Genomic DNA, 14,290 nt, shown 5'->3' with positions numbered 1-14,290 from the left:
CAAGGATTATGACGAGATAAAAACCCAAACCTGGCAAAACACTCAATCTGTCTCAGAACCCGTAATGGGCTACACGACGAAGGTGTCAGCATTCCGATGCGCGCGCCGATCCCGTCGACAAGAGGCCAATAACCCGCAATAGGCCTGGGTCCGAAGCCTTCTCGCGAGGCTGTCACAGGAGTACAGATTGCAGTATCAGCCTTGATGCAGATGTCGGTCGGCCCAAAAAAGACGCCCGAAACCTGTGTCCGCAAGATGATGGGCCGGACCCAGGAGCGATCCGGCTCCAAGCCGGATTGGGAGGTTGTGGATACAGCCTATTTATCCTCCGGCACTCGGCTGGGGTCCACGCTTGCATGGTGGATTCGCCTCTGCGTCCCCGGTCCTCCGCACAAAAAAGCGTAAAACTGGGACGCTTTCCTAATCCGATCTTGAATGGAACAATCAGATCGGTCACGGCATCTAGCCGGAGGGCGAAACCGATCTATGAGCCGTGGCCCTGCTCTGATCAGGCGCGGCATGCAACAAGCTGGTGGTCATCCATTTATCGGGCGCTCAAACCCAAAAAAATGACCCGACTGCCAAAAGCCAAAGGCTGCCCAAATTCATAAGACCGTAAGATCCGCCGAAAGAAAGGGAACTTCACTGAAGTTGCGCTTTGACCCGCAGTCTGAGCGTTTAACGTGCCCGCGCAAAAAAACCGCACGCAGGTTAAAATGCTGTTTGCGATACTCCAACGCATTTTTGGTCGAAGACGGTCGCGACCAATAACGGTTTTTTGGGCGAAAATATGAACTCGCCGTCGCTGCTTTTGCCTAAAACCCTGCGAAACCAGAAAAACTCACGCCTCTAGCGCTCGCCGAGGGAAAAGGGGATGGCTTTAACTTCGTTTACGATTGAAGCGAGGATCGAAAACATCCCAAAAGCTAAAAGCTCTTGCTTTAAAAACAGATTCTTTTCCACATCGGAGTCTGGGCATGATAGGGATAATCGAATTCTGCCCAGAGCGGATATCATCTTTTTTTGATTTGGACAAAAGGGGATGCAGTTGCGTACAGATACACGTTCTAGGAGATCTAGGGTTGAGTAAAACGGACGCCCCCCCTCCGCGAAATGAGACTTTTTGAAATACGAGTTCGGGTTAGGAGGGCCCTGTTGTGCTTTAGCCTTATGGCCGGGGTTTAATCTGTAATACAGCCTGTTAAATTTTTTGACCTACGCGAAATCGAAAATGACATCGGCCGTTTTCGTCGCGCAGAAAGAGTCGCAATCGAGTCCTTCTTGCGGAAAACAGCAAACGATCAGAATAACCTTTTTTGGTCACATGTAGGCGCGGATCTTGCTGGTTTTCTTTCATTCTGTTTGCGAAAATGTGTATGATCGGTCTTTCCGAGAGGTCAACGCCGTTTGGTCGATTGATCGATTGGGACGAACGTATGGGAATTGCTTTGAAAACGCCCTGGTTCTGGGGCCCATGGCTGCGGCAAGCCAGGGCATCCACGATTTCTGGTTGCGGTTTATCAGCCAAAAAACCGCAATCAGCGCGTGTATCTAACCGTCCCGATCTCGGGGTTTTTGCTTCTTGACTTTCACATTGGTGACCCGATCATATTAACCATTGCCACGGGAGGCCACTCGGCGGGCAATCTCGACCGGTCTTAACATTGCATCCAAAGCTTTGCTCTTCACGGCGCTTTCCATAAGGGGGCTGGTTTGGCTGCTGGAGTCGCTCGTAGCCCGTTTTTAGGTCTTTTCCTTTGGTGTTTCTGGTGGTGATGCCGTGACCGTTACATTGGCGCAATTGACCGCTGTCTGCGTGGTGTTGATCAGCATCGCGGCAAATTCCCAAAACGCATTACGATACTGTCACGACGTCAATGGACGGGTTGCCCGCGTTTTGGTTCGCTTCAACGGTCCCGGGCGAGCGGATGCAAACGAAGCGATGGCTCGGATGCGTGATTGTATTTGCCGGCGTCGGCTGTCGAGCGCTGTAACAAGCGTTGAATACCTAGCCGATGTTTTTGGTGCCGGTGCGCTGGACATGTGCTTCAACCATAGTCTTGGTCCCAAATCATTCCTTTTTCGCCCGAATTTTCCACACCATATCATTTTTTGCCGCAAAAATGAGCAGCTCAGTGTTTCCACATCCCGGCTCAGGATCTGCGCGTTGAGTCAATCTCGCAAACGCAGTTTCATAAACGCGCAGGATATCTAGGGTTCCGCCTTCCTCCAAGGGCCTGGTCCGAGAGATGTCGCCTCCTTGCCACAAGCCAGGAGGTACACGGCGGGGCAAAATCCCGGGAGGCTACTGCGCCGGTTTGATCTGCGCCCTCCCTTTGCTCACCACGCGGTCAATCCAATTGTAAAAAACAATGGGGACCAAAAGAATGATCAAGATACTTGCCGCAACCACTGCAGTTGCCCTTACTTTTGCCACATGCGCGGGTGCGCAGGAAAAAACGGATTTCAGGGTCGCGTGGTCGATCTATGTGGGCTGGATGCCTTGGGGGTATCTTGAGGACAGCGGCATTATGGACAAATGGGCAGGGAAATATGGCATTGATGTCGAGATCGTCCAGATCAACGATTACGTCGAGTCGATCAACCAATACACTGCAGGTCAGTTTGACGGCGTTTCAGCTACCAACATGGACACGCTGTCCATCCCTTCGGGCAGCGGTGTGGATACCACAGCGTTGATCGTGGGAGACTATTCCAACGGCAACGACGCTATTGTCATCAAGGGCGAAGGTGACCTTTCGGCCTTGGAGGACAAACAGGTGAACCTGGTTGAGCTTTCGGTATCCCATTACCTTTTGGCCCGTGGCCTGGACACCGTCGGATTGTCCGAAGCAGATCTTGGTGGCGTGATCAACACATCAGACGCTGACATGATTGCAGCTTTCGCAACAGATGACGTGCAGGCCGTCGTCACATGGAATCCGCTGGTCTCGGCGATCATGGAAGAACCGGGCGCAAACAAGTTGTTCGACAGCGCCGATATTCCCGGTGAGATCATTGACATGATGGTCGTGAACACGGAAACCCTCGCCGCAAACCCCGATTTCGGCAAAGCCTTGGTCGGGGCATGGTACGAGGTAATGGGTCTGATGGCCTCCGGGGATGAAGCAGCCTTGAGCGCGATGGCGGAAGCTTCCGGTACAGATTTGGATGGTTACAAGGCGCAATTGGATTCCACTGAGATGTTCTTCACCCCGGCCGAGGCGGTGAGTTTTACAAGCGACGCCGCCTTGCCTGTCACGATGGTGAATGTCGCCGAATTTCTGTTTGACAAGGGTATACTTGGTGAGGGTGCGCCCTCAGCGGACTTCGTAGGCGTCGCCTATCCTGATGGCTCAATCACCGGGGCAGAAGGCAACGTCATGCTGCGTTTTGACACAACCTATATGCAAATGGCCGCGGACGGCGCACTGTAAGAAAGGACGGTCGCTGCGGTTTGCGCCGCGGCCACTGGATGCGTCTCATAAACATCATACCTGGCAAACCGCTTGCGCTTTTCTTGGCGCTGCTGCCCTTTGTATTGGTCTTTATCACCTATACAGTCGGTTCTGATATCCGGCTAAGTGAAAACCCCGCCGACAAGTTGCTGCCTGCGCCCGGCACCATTTGGGACACGGCCGTACGGCTGGGGACGGAAGGCGACCGGCGGACCGGGCGCATTCTGCTCTGGCATGACACATGGGCAAGCCTAAAGCGGTTGGGCTTGGGGATTGGCATTTCCGCCTTCGTCGGCCTCGTTTTTGGTTTACTGATCGGATTGTTTCCATTGTTGCGTAGTTTGCTCGCGCAATTTGTTGCGGTTTTGTCGATGATCCCGCCCTTGGCCCTATTGCCGATCTTGTTCATCGTCTTTGGACTGGGAGAGCTGTCAAAAGTAGTCCTGATCGTCATCGGCACACTCCCATTCCTCATTCGCGATCTCAGCCAGAGAACGCTGGAAATTCCGCAAGAGTTGCTGGTCAAAGCGCAGACACTTGGCGGCTCCAGCTGGGTCATTGCAATCCGGGTTGCCCTACCGCAAATCATGCCCCGCTTGATCCAGGCCGTGCGCCTTTCCCTTGGTCCGGCGTGGCTTTTCCTCATTGCAGCAGAGGCGATTGCCGCTGATCTGGGTCTTGGTTACCGCATCTTTCTGGTGCGCCGCTACCTCGCAATGGATGTGATCCTCACATATGTGATCTGGATCACGATCCTCGCCTTTTTGATCGACTGGGCGCTGCGCAACCTGTCCCGCCGCCTCTTTCCCTGGGCGGAGGGCGGGCTATGAGTTTCGTCTCTGCCACGGATATTTTCCAAAGCTATGATGGCCGACCCATCATCGAGCGCGTCAACGTCGAGGTCGATGAAGGGACATTTATGTCTGTCGTCGGCGCATCCGGCTGCGGTAAATCCACTTTCCTTCGGTTGCTATTGGCGCAAGAACGGCCTACGCGCGGAGAAATCCGAATTAACGGGTCTGCGCCCGCACGCGAACCGGGCCTCGACAGAGGCATCGTTTTCCAGCGATACTCGGTGTTTCCGCATCTCACCGTGCGGGAAAACGTCGTTGCCGGCGAGAGTTTTCGCCGTGGCTGGGGTCGATTCTTTGGCGCCGAACGCCAGGCTGCTTTGGCGCGCGCGGATGAAACACTGGCCCGCTGCGGGCTCGATCATGTGGCGGATCATTATCCGGCTACTCTGTCAGGCGGTATGCAGCAACGGCTGGCCATTGGGCAGGCTCTGTCGGCCAAACCGCGTATCTTGTTGTTGGATGAACCATTTGGTGCGCTTGACCCCGGCACACGCCTGTCCATGCACGATTTCCTGCAAGACTTACGGGCAGAAACGGGCATGACCGTTTTTATGGTCACCCATGATCTGGAAGAAGCCTTCAAACTTGGGGACCGCGTGCTTGTATTCGACAAGCCACGCTGGGACCCGCATGATCCCAACCTCTATGGCGCCACAATCACTTACGATTTCGATGCGCGCGACGGCGGCATTCCTTTTCAAACTCTAACGGAGCACACCCATGTTTTTCAAGAAAACGGATAGATCAAGGTCACATAATCCGACCGTTCATGCCCATGATGAGCGTCGGTTTCACCACCCCGACCTGACCAAGCTGCGCGGGTGGAAAGCGATGCAGGCCGAGTCCGACATCCCCGGCTCGGGCTGGGAGCAGGAAAAAAAATGGGCACTGCGCATGGGCCTGACAGGCGCTGAAAGCATCGAAGACAAGTCCATCCCGACCTTCGCACGAGGGGAATTGCCGCATTACGCGGGCATCAACACGTTTCTGAAGGCCCCCTATGCAGAGGATGTGACAGAGGTCAGCGACTATGACGCCACGATTCTGGGCATTCCGTTTGATGGGGGCACAACCTATCGCGCGGGTACCCGGTTTGGTCCACAAGGCGTGCGCAAGATCAGCGCGTTGTATACACCCTACAACTACGAAATGGGCGTGGATCTGCGCGAACAGATGACGCTTTGCGATGCGGGGGACGTCTTCACCATCCCCGGCAATATCGAAAAGACATTCGATCAGATCACCCGGGCGGTCAGTCATGTCGCTTCGTCTGGCAGCTTGCCGATCATGATCGGGGGGGATCATTCAATCGGCTTTCCTTGCGTGCGCGGCATTGCCGAATGCACGTCCAAAAAGATCGGTATCATTCACTTTGACCGTCATGCCGACATTCAGGAAAAAGACCTCGATGAGCGCATGCACACGACGCCCTGGTTCCATGCCACGAATATGCCCAATGTTCCCGCGAAGAATCTGGTGCAGGTGGGTATTGGTGGCTGGCAGGTACCCCGCGAAGCCGTGAAAGTGGCGCGCGAGCGCGAAACCAACATCATTACCATGGGCGATATGGAAAAGATGGGGATAGACAAGACGGCTGAAATGGCGCTGGAGATGGCATGGGACGGGGTGGATATGGTCTATTTGTCCTTTGATATCGACAGTATTGATTGCGGTTTTGTGCCGGGTACTGGTTGGCCAGAGCCCGGTGGATTTCTTCCCCGTGAAGCGCTCGGCCTGGTCTCCAGAGTAGCCGCAGAAGGTATTTGCGGGATGGAGCTGGTCGAGGTTGCACCGCCTTATGACCAATCCGAGATTACCGCCCTAATGGGCACCCGGGTCATCGTTGACGTGCTGGGGTCGTTGGTGGCCAATGGCAAAATGGGTGCGCATAAGCAGCACATAGACAAACCTGTCACCATTCCCCATGGTGAATTCGAAGGAAAGCGGTGGTCCAATGCCACATGATATCGTGAACGGTCATGTCGGCCACAACCACAGCCACGACCACCTGCACAGCCACATGCCTGATGCGGACAAGGCAGATGAATTGATGGTGCTTACAACGCAATTCATTGACGGTTTTGTCGGCGCAAAAGACAAAATGTCTTATCTGCGTATCGCTGGCGTCCCACTTGAAATCGATAGCGTGAGCGGCGGGCCAAAGATGAAGTTGGTGGACATACAACTCACCACAGAATGGCAGGTCGGTACGGCATCACCGTCATTCGGATCGCAAGAACTCAGTTACTTGCCATACCCGGGTGAAATGGTGACGGAACGTACGAACATGGGTCTTGTCTACGTCTCACTCAAAACCAAACAGGTCGTAGATCTCCGGACTTTTTTGGGACATCACACCGCATCGGATAAGGAAAACAGATGAAAAATCTCTTTGCTGTATTGCCAGCATTTTGGGCGCTGCCAGTTGGAGCGCACCACGCACCTGAAGCAAGCATAATGCCTGTTGAGGCAATGCACCCCTACGCCCTTGTCGGCATCCTCATAGCCGTTTTCCTTGGATATTTGGGCAGAAGGTTTGCAAAATTTTGATGCAGACATCCGACCTCTGGGGAAAAAGCCACAGCCACCCTAGCGTCAAAAGTCATATTGCGAAGCGTTTTCCCGCGCGTCGCACTCGCTTGCAATGAGCGCATATCAACCTTGAACCTCCCCGCACTTTTCGCATTCCCGGAGGTTTGTCTCTTTTTCCGCGGCGTTATCGAGAGCGTTGATTTTTGCAGATGATGCTGCCTCAGCGGGTTTCATCTGTGCGATGGGGTCAGGTTGGTGACAGGTGTTGAACCAGGCCCCTTTCAAGGCTTGCGCTGCACCTCGATGGGGTGAGGTCCGTGCGTGACGTCTGCCGTGAGGAGGCCGGGCAGCGTCCCGGCGCGTACAGTGTCCCCGACGGTGCCGAGGCTGGATTGCAGCGGTCGGCGCCAAGACCGCGTACATCGAGCCGGGATCACCTTGGGAGAACGGATACTGCGAAAGCTTCAACGCCCGCTTCAGGGACGAACTGCTGAACGGGGAGGTCTTCTACAGCTTACGGGAGGCACAAATCTTGATCGAACAATGGAGGAAACACTACAACACCAAACGACCACACATTGTTCTGGGCTACCGCCCACCGGCTCCGGAAACCATTGTCCCGATGGAACCCAGGCCAATCATGCGCTAACGTTCAAGTTGGACCAAATAAGTGGGTCTGATCACATCCTTCCGGGCAATCGGGTTGATCACAGCAGACTGGCTGTCACATGCGCCCGGATGTTCAGACAGCAGCCACCCAGCACGCACACTGCAGGTGAAGACCCGTTTCCACATTTGACCCTCTCCATAACCCGAAACCCCTACGTCCCGGGCTTCGCCAAACAATCGCCGGGGTAATCTGCGTGCACTGATATCGAGAACAGCCCATTGCCGCAGGTTTCACAGACAGAACGGAGGCGGGGGCCAACACGACTTTCTGGCTCCGTCGCTGGTCCGCTACGTTCCTATTCCAGCCGAGTACGTTTTGCGTTGTAACGTGCCTACAAGCGAAACATCGCGCCTGAAAATGCAACCAGCCACAACGCTAGAATGGATTTAATTGTTGCCCATGGAAGCGCATGAGGCCTGTGGTTTAACCAAGATCGAACTCGAGATCAGCGAGCGCTGCCAGAATGCGGCTGCGAGGTCCAAAAGGAGCAACTCAAAAGCTCCAACGCGCAGCGACTACTCAAAACCTCTGGAAACTGGCCGAATTTGTCCCCATCCAAACCCGGCGTGATGAAGGGATGCTTGTGGCAAAATCCGCAAACCTGAAACAGACCGCCGAACAAACAACTCTTCCAAAACCACCTCCGCACAGAACTGCCATATGCACGCACGGTTGCCGCTTACCCCGCATGCTTTCGTGGTCGCGGCACGTGTTTTGCCGCCGTGCCGCCCAGTGCGCGACAGCGGTTGTATTCCCCATCAAGAAACGAGCCATCCTGCTGCAATTTGGGCGAACAAGAAAAGAACGGAAAGAGCCAACCTTTTTGCCGACAGTGCTTTGGTTTGCGAAGAGACCGTTCGCCTGTTTCGGTCGAAGTTACAAACGCTGCAATAGAAATAGACGGCATGTTCGATACTAAAAATGTAAGCGCACCTTCAAATGCGACGCCGCTTGGCGCGTAAACAAGATAGATATGCTCGTACCCTCCATCACCTTTTCGCGGAAAACCGTTGTGGGTGTCCTCCAACCAAGGCCTTTCCTGTGCGCTCTGTTGAGGCGGTCGCAGATCATATCCAGTTCAGGAAAGGCGAATGGGATACCAACCAGAGGGGCAGACTCTTTGGGCAACGCTGCAATGACGCAGACATATCTTGAGGTGGGCACAAGACTTGATGAATCCTTGTGCGGTCAACCATATCATCTTCCACCAGCCTATGATTTCGGCGCAACTCATTTGACGCCGGAGCAAAGAAAAGCTCCGGCGCGGTGGCATTTTGTCGTTGGTCGATCCAAGCTAGAGCAAGAAGTCGTCAGCAACCCAATCGTCCGCGTCGATCCCGGCGCCATCGTTAACGCGCAACGCAAAATCTATTGTACCATCATTGTCCACGGACCCGTAGATCCGCGTTTGGTTACCGGCGTTTTCAACCCAAAGAACACCTGCACCAGCAGCAAGCCCCTGCGCGGTGGTGAGCTCTCCCAGAAAAGTGAAGCTCTGATCGCCACCAAGCGTGGAATCCGCGTCGATCGTGGAAACGTCGATCAGATCGCCTGTCTCAGAACCGACGCCATCGATCCCGTCAATGAGATCCGAAATGCCGAAAGCGGAATCAGATACCGCCTCAAAGACGAAGACGTCGGCATTGCCTTGGCCGCGCAGCGTATCCTGGCCACCGCCGCCGATGAGACGGTCATTGCCGTTACCGCCGGCCAGGATGTCATCGCCAGCACCGCCATTAAGGAAATCAAAGCCATCGCCGCCCCGCAGGATGTCATTTCCATCCTCTCCAAAAAGCGTATCGGCCTGCGCGTTGCCTTCCATGGTGTCGTTGCCACTGCCACCCAACATGAGATCCTCGCCCGCAGAGCCAAACATCAGATCGTCATCTTCATCACCGAACAAAGTGTCGTCGCCGCCGCCGCCGCGCAATATGTCCTCGCCGGTGCCACCTCTGAGCACATCTATCCCGATCTGCCCCACCAGCGTGTCGTTCCCGGCGTCTCCATAGATCGTATCGTTGCCGCCGCTGCCATCCAGCATGTCATTGCCTTCGCCACCGCGCAGGACGTCGTCGTCATTGCCCCCAAAGACGGTGTCGTCACCGTCACCCCCATCCAGGACGTCGTTGCCGTCGGAGCCGCGCAGAATATCGTTGCCGGTGTCACCGAGGATGGTATCGCGGCCGACACCGCCGTCCAGCAGATCGTCGCCAGCGCCCCCGATCAGCGTATCATCGCCCGCTTCTGCAAAGACCCGGTCATTGCCCGCGCCACCGTCGAGCACATCATTGCCCGCGCCCCCATTGAGCACATCCAGCCCGACACCGCCAAAGATGGTGTCGTTCCCCTCCAAACCGAGGATCCGGTCATCGCCGCCAAATCCAAGTATCTGTTCGTCAAGGGCTGTTCCATTGATCGTCTCGCTGGCCTCAGAGCCCGATATGATGTTCGAACTCGGGGGGTCTATCGTGGGTTCAATGGTGCCGATGGCGTAAGCTTCGGGTGCGTTTCCGGGAAAGACGCCATTGTCGAGGTCCGATAGTTGCAGGACCAGTGTCTCCGCGCCCTCGCTTTGGCTATCTGTACTGATCGGCACATAAATCGTCGTGGTGAGAGCGCCCACGTCAAAGGTGAATTGCCCGCTGGCCCCCGCGAAGTCCGATCCGGAATCGGCAGTGCCATCCAGCAGCATGAATGACCCGGTCGTTAGCTCAGCCGTCGAACCAATCCGCGTCAACGTGAAGGTCATGACATTACCCTCAAGCGCGTTGGCATCGTCCACCAACACCCGCGGCGTGCCCAGCACCGGTGCGGGCGTGTCGTCGTCCAGAATGGTACCTGTCGCGCTTAACGTGGCACCGCCGCCAGCGAATAGCGCACCGGTCGGGTTCGACAGTTCAAGCACAACGGTTTCATCTTCCTCCGGCGAATTGTCCGCGACGGTGCGCACGAAGATCTGTCCGGTGGTCAAACCGGCGGGAATGGTCAACGTATTGGCGGTTACGTCGAAGTCCGTGGACACGATCGCCGTGCCCGAGAGCGCCTCGTAACTGAAGGACACCGGGCTCGTGGACGGTTCCGACAGAGTGATCGTGAAGGTCAGAAAATTATCAAAACCATTGTTCCCCTCAACGATTTCTCCGGCCCTCAGGGAGATTTCCGGCGCCAAACCCAGCGCGGTGTCATCATCAAGCAGCGTGGCCGTAGCAGCGACACCTGTTTGTCCGCCTTCGATCTCAGGCGATGCAGTTGTTAGCACCAGCTGAAAGCTTTCCATCTGCTCGGACGCTGTGTCACCGAAAACATCGACAGCCACCGAAGCCACGGTTTGACCAGCTGCGAAGGTCACTTGACCGCTCGCGCCTTGAAAGTCGGCATTGCTCGTCGCGGTACCCTCGACGGTCGTGAAATCAAAAACAATTTCCTCTTCGGACGGATTTGAGAGACGGATCTCAAAGACCGCCTGCTTGGTACCGCTGTCGCCTTCTGCAATTGTGGTATCCTGGATAATAACCGACCGTTTCTGGCCGGAGCCATCATCGTCCAGCAGGACCGATTGCACAGTCATGAGTTCTTCGCCGTTGGCAAGCGCAGCACCTTGCACATTGAAAATGTCGACCTGCACGTTCTCGTCGGCTTCCGCACTGTTATCCGCGACTGTGCGGACGAAGAACTGCACCGAGGTCTGCCCAGCGGCTAAGGATATCGTGTTCGTGCCGGTATTGTCGAAATCTGTGGCGACATCTGCTGTTCCTGAAACAGCGCGATAGGCAAAAGATACTGGCGACAGCGCGGGTTCTGACAGCGTCGCAGTATAGGCGATGAAATTGTCGAAACCGTTGTTCCCTTCAACAGTTTCCCCGCCTGTAACGGTCAACGAGGGCGTATTGTTCGAGGCGTCATCGTCAAGGATCGTAGCCACCCCACCCGCAAAGTCGACCGCAAGTTGATCGGCGTCCGCCGAAATGGGGGCGACGACAAGCGAGAATTTTTCGCTTCCTTCAACGGCTGTATCACCCGAGATATCAACAGCCACCGATGCGACCGTCTGGCCTGCTGCAAAGGTTACAGTACCAGCGGTCGCCGTATAGTCCGAACCAGCGGTCGCCGTCCCATCCCGAGTTTCGTAGGTCAGCGTGATCGTTTCGTTGACAGGGTCTGACAGGCTGATTTCGAAAACTGCCTGTCTTGTGCCTGCGTCGCTTTCCAGCAACACGACATCATTGACGAAGACTGCGCGCTTTTGCCCTGATCCGTCATCATCGAGGATGACGCTTTGGACGGTGGTGATAAGCTCCCCATTGGGTAGAGCAGCCCCCTGCACATTGAAAATATCGACGTGAACGCTTTCATCAGCCTCAAAACTGTTGTCAGCGACCGTGCGAATAAAGAATTGCGCCGTGGTCTGTCCGGCGGCGAAGGTGACTGTTGTGCCCGCGCTGTCGAAATCCGCGTTCTCATCCCCCGTGCCCGAGTTTGCCCGATAGGTGAAAGACACTGGCGAGAGAGAGGGCTCTGACAAGGTCGCTGTATAGGCAATGAAGTTGTCAAAGCCATTGTTGCCTTCCAGCACATCTGCGCCGGTAACTGTTAACGTAGGTGCGCTATCCGAGGCGTCATCGTCAAAGATCGTCGCAATACCGCTTGCGAAATCGATCGCAAGCTCATCGGCATCTGCTGCGGTGGGAGCAACAACAAGAGTGAATTGCTCGGTCCCTTCAAGGGTGGTGTCGCCACTGACGTCCACAGCGACCGTTGCCACCGTGTCCCCTGCCGCGATGGTCACTGACCCGAGCGCCGCAGTATAATCGGTGCCCGCGCGCGCAGTGCCGTCGCGCGTATCATAGTTGATCGTGATGGCCTCGCTTGATGGCTGCGATAGGCGGATTTCGAAAACCGCCTGTTTTGTGCCTGCATCGCCCTCGACTAGGAAGGCATCACTGACCAGCACTGACCGCTTTTGACCCGTGCCATCATCATCGAGGATGACGCCTTGTACGGTTGCGCGCAATTCACCATTGGCAAGCGTCGTGCCTTGCACATTAAAAATGTCGACCTTGACGCTTTCATCGGCTTCGGAAGCGTTGTCCGCGACCGTGCGGACAGAAAACTGCACTGAGGTTTGTCCCGCGGGGATTGTCAGAATGGTGCCGGCGCTGTCGAAATCCGCTTCTTCATCTGCTGAGCCCGAGCGTGCGGCGTATCTGAATGAAACCGGGTCCAGCAAAGCCTCTGTCAGGGTCGCTGTATATAAGACAAAATTGTCGAAGCCGTTGTTGCCTTCAATGATTTCTCCACCCGTAATTATCAGCATATAAAATTCTCCACCTTCTGTGGTTAAGTAATGACATTAATATTTTTGTATTAACCTTTTCCCGGATGGGCCTGTAAAGGCTCAACAATACCGAAGCTGCAAATTTCATCAGACTGTTTCAGTCACATGATTATTTTGCAGTCGCAGGGCCGTGAACCTGCCTTGAAAGGTTCAATCTGACCAAGGAGCTGTGGCTCATTTCAATTGCTAAAGGATCGGCAACCCACGATCGCGATGGGCGGTCGCGCCGCGTGCTTGGTTTCGCCCAGAACTTCGTGTTTCCCGAGGCTTTTTTCAGGGCTTGCGTGGTACAGCGACCTCAACAGACTTATCTGCCTTCCAGGAAATAGCCATGTCGGCCTCGGGCGGTAATTGGAGCAACGACAAAAGTCTCAAGACGAACAGAAGCAGGAATATTGCAGTCGTTGTCACTGTAGTACCGCTGGTTGACGTTCAAATACTATCTGACGGAACAGGAATTGATTGATCGGTATTCAGTTCGATGCAGCGACACGCGTGCCGCATTCCTCGATTGCAAATCCCCTCGATCCGGTACGGCTGCGACGTCGCGCGCATTGCCGTTCTTTACGTCTTGAAACTTTGCCGAGACCGCAATTGCATCTGGCATTTCCAGTGCTTTTGCCAATCGGTCGATATCGGTCTGCAATTCCAAGGCGTGTCTGTATTAGAATCATCGGTCACGTAAACACCAAGTTCTTTCAACCTGTTTTGCAGTTCTGAGGTGGCCAGACCCTGCCGACGGCCTCCATGCTAGGTATTGTGGCGGCTCAGTATCTGCCGGGCACGGACAGGCGATGCTGACCAAATGGGCGCGGGTGCGATGCGGTCGCATGATGTCTCGAGGCGCAGGATCTGCCGGTTTGTCTCTGTCGATCCCCAAAACTGTTCGGCGTGATTGCCCGCCGGACACTCCCGAGAATAGAGCGGAGATGAAGGCCGTCGCAGCCAAGCGCCGCCGATTTGAGTACTGCCGGATCGGGGCGATGCTTGCCCGCGTCACACGCGCGTTGGATGCGCTTCTTCGGGCCTGTAACGCTTCGGCCAGCAAAGTCGGTCACCCGCATAGAGTCCATCGGTCGGGCGGTCCTGAAATGGGTCAATGACGACAATTTCGACTGGCGCTACATCGATCCGGGGCAAGCCCCAGCGAATGCCTGCATCGGGTCATTTAATGGCACTCTGCGCAATGCGAAAACGATGCGCTCTTCGACAGTCTGGATGATGCCCGGCGCAAACCGGCGCTGTGGCGATCGCACGACAATGCCGTCAGGCCGCACCCATCGCCGGGCAGTCAAACGCCCGCAGAAATGCGCCGGACGCCTGGGCAACTGCAGGGCTCTGCGCCTGACACGCTTGTCCAAATCAGCGCCCTGAGCATGAAATGCAGACATGCGAGCTTCCGTTGTGAATGCGGGAGCTAAGGGGGCAATAGGGAAGCGCT

General features: G+C 55.4%; 8 protein-coding genes, 2 pseudogenes and 1 riboswitch. Of the genes and pseudogenes, 8 read left to right on the top strand and 2 right to left on the bottom strand.

The features are described from left to right. Positions 1–2,200: 2,200 nt before the first annotated feature. Positions 2,201–2,306: riboswitch (guanidine-I (ykkC/yxkD leader) on the top strand. 81 nt (positions 2,307–2,387) lie between these two features. From R8G34_07675 to R8G34_07645, 7 genes and pseudogenes are all read left to right on the top strand, one after another. Next, positions 2,388–3,437, top strand: coding sequence for a putative urea ABC transporter substrate-binding protein (locus R8G34_07675; GenBank protein ID MDW3222755.1), 1,050 nt, complete (start codon positions 2,388–2,390; stop codon positions 3,435–3,437). A 38-nt stretch (positions 3,438–3,475) separates the two neighbouring features. Beyond that, positions 3,476–4,288 carry an ABC transporter permease gene (locus R8G34_07670; protein ID MDW3222754.1) on the top strand — a complete coding sequence of 271 codons (813 nt, stop codon included), beginning with the start codon at positions 3,476–3,478 and terminating at the stop codon, positions 4,286–4,288. Beyond that, the gene (locus tag R8G34_07665; protein MDW3222753.1) at positions 4,285–5,055 is read left to right on the top strand and encodes an ATP-binding cassette domain-containing protein; all 771 of its coding nucleotides are present in this window, start codon (positions 4,285–4,287) and stop codon (positions 5,053–5,055) included. Before R8G34_07670 ends, R8G34_07665 begins: the two co-directional genes overlap by 4 nt. Beyond that, complete coding sequence (gene speB / locus R8G34_07660) at positions 5,033–6,277, top strand: agmatinase (GenBank protein ID MDW3222752.1); 1,245 nt, start codon at positions 5,033–5,035, stop codon at positions 6,275–6,277. Before R8G34_07665 ends, speB begins: the two co-directional genes overlap by 23 nt. Then, the gene (locus R8G34_07655; GenBank protein ID MDW3222751.1) at positions 6,267–6,695 is read left to right on the top strand and encodes a hypothetical protein; all 429 of its coding nucleotides are present in this window, start codon (positions 6,267–6,269) and stop codon (positions 6,693–6,695) included. The genes speB and R8G34_07655 overlap by 11 nt, the downstream gene beginning before the upstream one ends. Then, positions 6,692–6,862, top strand: a complete 171-nt coding sequence (locus R8G34_07650) for a hypothetical protein (GenBank protein MDW3222750.1) — start codon at positions 6,692–6,694, stop codon at positions 6,860–6,862. The genes R8G34_07655 and R8G34_07650 overlap by 4 nt, the downstream gene beginning before the upstream one ends. A gap of 370 nt (positions 6,863–7,232) precedes the next feature. After that, a pseudogene (locus R8G34_07645) lies at positions 7,233–7,493 on the top strand (transposase). Between the two features lie 700 nt (positions 7,494–8,193). Here R8G34_07645 and R8G34_07640 read toward each other — a convergent pair. Together R8G34_07640 and R8G34_07635 are read right to left on the bottom strand one after the other, a co-directional pair. Further along, a complete protein-coding gene (locus tag R8G34_07640) occupies positions 8,194–8,541 on the bottom strand; it encodes a hypothetical protein (protein ID MDW3222749.1) in 348 nt (115 codons plus the stop codon). A gap of 267 nt (positions 8,542–8,808) precedes the next feature. Then, positions 8,809–12,828 carry a Calx-beta domain-containing protein gene (locus R8G34_07635; protein MDW3222748.1) on the bottom strand — a complete coding sequence of 1,340 codons (4,020 nt, stop codon included), beginning with the start codon at positions 12,826–12,828 and terminating at the stop codon, positions 8,809–8,811. 838 nt (positions 12,829–13,666) lie between these two features. Here R8G34_07635 and R8G34_07630 point away from each other — a divergent pair. Next, positions 13,667–14,270: pseudogene (locus R8G34_07630) on the top strand (integrase core domain-containing protein). The last annotated feature ends 20 nt before the right edge of the window (positions 14,271–14,290 follow it).

This window comes from Paracoccaceae bacterium (genome assembly GCA_033344815.1).
GTDB lineage: Bacteria > Pseudomonadota > Alphaproteobacteria > Rhodobacterales > Rhodobacteraceae > Roseobacter.
This window is presented reverse-complemented; position numbering and strand designations above follow the sequence as displayed.